The sequence below is a fragment of the Mycobacterium sp. P7213 genome (assembly GCF_900604305.1).
Lineage (GTDB): Bacteria > Actinomycetota > Actinomycetes > Mycobacteriales > Mycobacteriaceae > Mycobacterium.
On sequence record NZ_UWOA01000095.1, the window covers coordinates 1 to 4,499 of the forward strand.

The 4,499-nt window shown below is 64.9% G+C and carries 4 protein-coding genes and 1 rRNA gene; 3 read left to right on the forward strand and 2 right to left on the reverse strand.

Going from position 1 to position 4,499, the window contains the following annotated elements:
• The first annotated feature begins 132 nt into the window (after nt 1–132).
• The 3 genes from rrf to EJK91_RS21220 all read left to right on the forward strand — a co-directional run bounded on the left by rrf (nt 133) and on the right by EJK91_RS21220 (nt 2,856).
• Nucleotides 133–245: ribosomal RNA gene (gene rrf / locus EJK91_RS21210) — 5S ribosomal RNA — on the forward strand.
• Nucleotides 246–422: 177 nt separating this feature from the next.
• The gene (locus EJK91_RS21215) at nt 423–1,571 is read left to right on the forward strand and encodes a PE-PPE domain-containing protein (RefSeq protein WP_241178776.1); all 1,149 of its coding nucleotides are present in this window, start codon (nt 423–425) and stop codon (nt 1,569–1,571) included.
• Between the two features lie 112 nt (nt 1,572–1,683).
• Entirely contained in the window at nt 1,684–2,856 is a 1,173-nt protein-coding gene (locus EJK91_RS21220) for a PE-PPE domain-containing protein (protein ID WP_231384347.1), read from the forward strand.
• A gap of 7 nt (nt 2,857–2,863) precedes the next feature.
• On the opposite strand, the gene EJK91_RS21225 is transcribed toward EJK91_RS21220, so the two are convergent.
• Together EJK91_RS21225 and EJK91_RS21230 are read right to left on the reverse strand one after the other, a co-directional pair.
• Complete coding sequence (locus EJK91_RS21225; RefSeq protein WP_046300341.1) at nt 2,864–3,352, reverse strand: methylated-DNA--[protein]-cysteine S-methyltransferase; 489 nt, start codon at nt 3,350–3,352, stop codon at nt 2,864–2,866.
• On the reverse strand, nt 3,349–4,499 hold a 1,151-nt coding region (locus EJK91_RS21230), incomplete at its 5' end, for a DNA-3-methyladenine glycosylase 2 (protein WP_164518066.1). The genes EJK91_RS21230 and EJK91_RS21225, both read right to left, overlap by 4 nt.

Consider the following 4,499-nt stretch of genomic DNA (forward strand, 5'->3'; position numbering starts at 1 on the left):
CAACACAAAGAAACAATTCACGTGTTGCCCGCAACCACACCACAAACACTCAAACCCACACCCCACCACCAAACACACACGTGGTGACACCGGTGCCGGCCAACCAGCCGCACCCACACAAAAAAATAGAGTTACGGCGGAAATAGCGACAGGGAAACGCCCGGTCCCATCCCGAACCCGGAAGCTAAGCCTGTCAGCGCCGATGATACTGCCCACACGGGTGGAAAAGTAGGACACCGCCGAACACAATTTAGTGAAACGCCCCCCGACACAGTCGGGGGGCGTTTCCATATTTACGCTCCGCGGGCTGTCGCAAAGATCTGGCCGGCGAGATGCGTTCCCCTGTTTTGTTTGCTGTTGCGGGAAGTGGGGCGGAACTATACCGTTAAGCGGCAGTTAAGGTGCTTAACAGGAGGATTCGCGTGCACGCTCAACTTTGCCTGCCACTCGTCGCGAGTGTTGCAGCCGCCGGCCTGGTCGCGGGCGCACCTGTCGCGCCGTCGGCCGTCCCAGCGCACACGTCTGCCTTCACCCTCACGGGCAACGGCACGTCGCTCGGTGACGGTATCGCCTACATCATGGGCGGGACCGGGATGCCGCAACCGTCCGATCGGTATCTCGACGCGGTAGACGCGCTGTACCTGCAGCCCCACGGATTCACCGGGGAGCTGTTCTCTTTGTGGACCCCGGAGAACGTCAGTTCGACCTCCCAGGCGGTGGGCGGCCAGATCCTCTACAACGCGGTCATGGACCAGATCAACGGCGGCGACGTGGACGCCGACAGTCCAGTGGTGGTCTTCGGCTACTCGCAGAGTGCATCGATCTCGGTGCGCCTGATGGAGCGCCTGGCCGACGAAGGCGTATCCGACGACCTGGTGCGGTTCGTGCTGATCGGCTCGCCGGGAACGAGCGGCGTTCCCACTGACCTCTACCACACCGACGTCTACAACTATGAATACGATCCCGTCGCGTTCCAGCCGACGTACTTCAACCCGCTGGCTTATCTCAACGCGGCTTTGGGCTTCCTCTACGGGCATTCAGTGCTGTTGAGTGCGACTCCCGAGCAGGTGGCCTCGGCGATTGAACTGCCGACGTCAGACCCCGATTCGATGGCCAGCTTCTACATGATTCCCTCGGAGCTGCTCCCGATTCTGGCGCCCCTGCAGTTGATCCCCATTCTGGGGCAGCCCCTGTACGAGCTGCTGGAACCCGTCACCCGGATCCTGGTGAACCTCGGCTACGGCAATGTCGAGAACGGCTGGCCGCCAGGAGACGTCGATGCGCCCGGCGGTTCCGCACTGTTCCCCAACGTCGACCTCGGCGAACTCATCTCTGCGCTGGGCAACGGTGTGCAGTCTGGAATCACCAACGCCATCGACACCTTGCTGGACCCCGACAACTACCAGATCATTCCGCTGATCGAACACCCCTCGCTGGCGGCGATCATCCAAGAGGGCTACATCGTGGGTGCTATCGACTCGCCGAACCCCACGTTCAGTGAAGCCCTGACTGGTTTGGTCGAGTTCTTCCAGGGTTTCACCGACACCACCGAATACCCGATGCCGGGCTAGGTGGCGAGCCGGCGCTCGAACCCCACCCGGTGACACCCCCGCTGCTCTTGCACGGGTATTTATTGCGCAGTAGCGTTCAGGTCTGACTCAGTAAATTTCTAGGAGGTTGGGCGTGCGCGACTTCTCTTGCCTACCGCTGGTGGCCGGCGTTGCGGCGGCGAGTGTTATGGCCGCCCCGCCGGTGGTGGCGTCGGCGGTGAGCACCCAGGTTCCTGCGGTCGTGCTGACCGGCAACGGAACGTCGTTGGGGGATGGCACCGCGTTCGTGATGGGCGGGACCGGCATTCCGCAGCCACCGCAGGCCTATCTGGATGCGATTGACGAGCTGTACCTGCAGCCCCACGGATTCGGCGGGGAGACGGTCTCGCTCTTCACGCCGGAGAATGTCAGCGACACATCGCGTGAAGTTGGTCTGCAGCTGCTCAAGAACGCGGTGGCCACCGAGCTCAACAGCGGGCAGGTGGACTCCGACAACCCGGTGGTGGTGTTCGGCTACTCGCAGAGTGCGGGAATCTCCGTGGGATTGATGCACTGGCTAGCCGAGAACGACGTCTCCAATGACCTCGTCCGTTTTGTGCTGATCGGCTCTACGGCTACCAACTACGTGCCTACCGACCTGTACCACACCGACGTCTACAACTACGAATACGACCCGGTCGCCTTCCGGCCGACGTACTTCAACCCGTTGTCCGATCTCAACTCCACCCTGGGCTTCATCTACGGGCACTCGGTGCTTCCGAGCGTGACACCCGAGCAGATCGCCTCGGCGATTGAGCTGCCTGTCTCGGACCCTGATTCGCTGACCACCTTCTACATGATTCCCTCGGAGATCTTGCCGCTGTTGGCTCCGCTGCAGTTGATCCCGATCCTGGGTCAGCCGCTCTACGAGCTGTTGGAGCCAGTCACTCGGATCCTGGTGAACCTGGGTTACGGCAGCATCGAGAACGGCTGGCCGCCGGGGGATGTCGATGCGCCGGCAGCTTCGGGATTCTTCCCCACCGATATCGACCTCGGCGAACTCTTCACCGCGCTGGGCAGGGCAGTGTTCGACGGGATCAGCAACTCGGTCAGCAGCTGGTTCGATCCCGACACCTACACGATCTACTCCCTCGAGGACCACCCGTCGTTGGCCGGGATCATCAACACCGGCTACCTCGCGGGCTACCTCGACTCCCCGAACCCGCCGTTGGACGAAGCGCTCGAGGGACTGGCCAACTTCTTGGCGGCGTTCACCGATACCACCCCGTACCCCATGCCCGACCCGGTGGACCTGCTGGGCGGATAGTTCCCTGTCAGAACAGGGTGGCGTGGCTGCGCCGGCGTTCTAGGTCCAGCAGCGATTTCTTACGGTCGATACCGCCCCCGTAGCCGGTGAGGCTGCCGTTGCTGCCGATGACGCGGTGGCACGGCACGATGATCGAGATCGGGTTGCGGCCGTTGGCCAAACCGACGGCACGCGACGCGGTGGGAGAACCGATCTGGCTGGCCAGCTCGCCATAGGACCGTGTCTGGCCGTAGGGAATGGTCAGCAGGGCGGTCCACACTCGGCGCTGGAAGTCGGTGCCCAGCAGCGCGTAGTCCACGTCGAACTCGGTGAGGTCGCCGGCGAAGTATGCCGACAGCTGTTGCGCCACATCGGAAAACGCGGTGTCGTCACGCCGCCAGCCGTTTCGGTCGGGAGCGTGGGCATGATCGAGCATGAGCAGGTGAGTGAGCCTGCCGTCGTCGCCGGCCAGGGTGAGTGGGCCGATCGGACTGTCGATCGTGCGGAAACACGTCATGCGATCTCCTTCGAGGCCGGGGGCCAATGGTTCACGGCGTGATCCAGGCTGGTCCACAGATGCTGGGTGGCATAGGAACGCCACGGCCGCCAGCGAGCACTGCGTTGGATCAGTGCCCGCGGCGTGTGGGGCAGTCCGTAGTGGCGGGCGGCCAGGKGAAGCCCCAGGTCGGTGGTGGGAAACGCGTCAGGGTCGCCCAACCCGCGCATGGCGATCACCTCGGCTGTCCAGGCCCCGACGCCCGGCAGCGCTCTGAGGTCGCGGCGGGCCTGTTCCCAGTCGCAACCGGCACTCAGGCCCAGGCTGCCGTCAGCCAGGCGGGAGACCAGGGTGAGCAGTGTTCGCCGGCGGGCCCGGGGAAGCGCGAGTTGCTCGGGATCGATGTCGGCGAGACGTTCCGCCGACGGAAAGACATGCGTGAGCCCGCCGTCGGGGTCGTCGATCTGTTGGCCATGGGCGACCACCAACCGCTGGGCATGGGTGCGTGCCGCTTTGGTCGACACCTGCTGGCTGAGGACCGCCCGCACCGCCAGCTCGGCTTCGTCGACGGTCCGTGGAATGCGCTGCCCCGGTGCCTTGGCCACCAGGGGAGCCAGGTCGGGGTCGGCGGTGAGGGCATCGACGACGGCTTCGGGGTCAGCGTCAAGGTCCAACAGTCGTCGGCAGCGGGTGATCGCGGCGGTGAGGTCGCGGAAGTCGTCGAGCACGAGTCGGCATCGGACATGGCGGGGAGCCGGGCGCAGGCTGACGATGCCGTTGCCGTGCGGCAGACGCAGGGTGCGCCGGAAAGCGCCGTCGCGTACCTCTTCGCAACCGGGCACCGCACAGGCGGCCAAGTGTCCGAACACGCCCTCGAACGCAAACGGGGTGCGCACCGGCAGGCGCAGCGACAGGGCGCCCGGGCCGGGGGCGTCGCGGTCGGACGAGGCTCGTGAGCGTGCGGCGGCGTTGCTGCGCAACACCGTTGGCGTCGTGCCGCACACGGCGCGGATGGTGTCGTTGAACTGCCGAATACTGGCGAAACCGGCGGCGAACGCGACATCACCCAAAGGCAGGTCAGTGGTCTCGATCAGGACGCGGGCGGTCTGCGTGCGCTGGGCGCGGGCCAGTGCCAGCGGGCCGGCGCCGACCTCGGCCTGCAGCAACC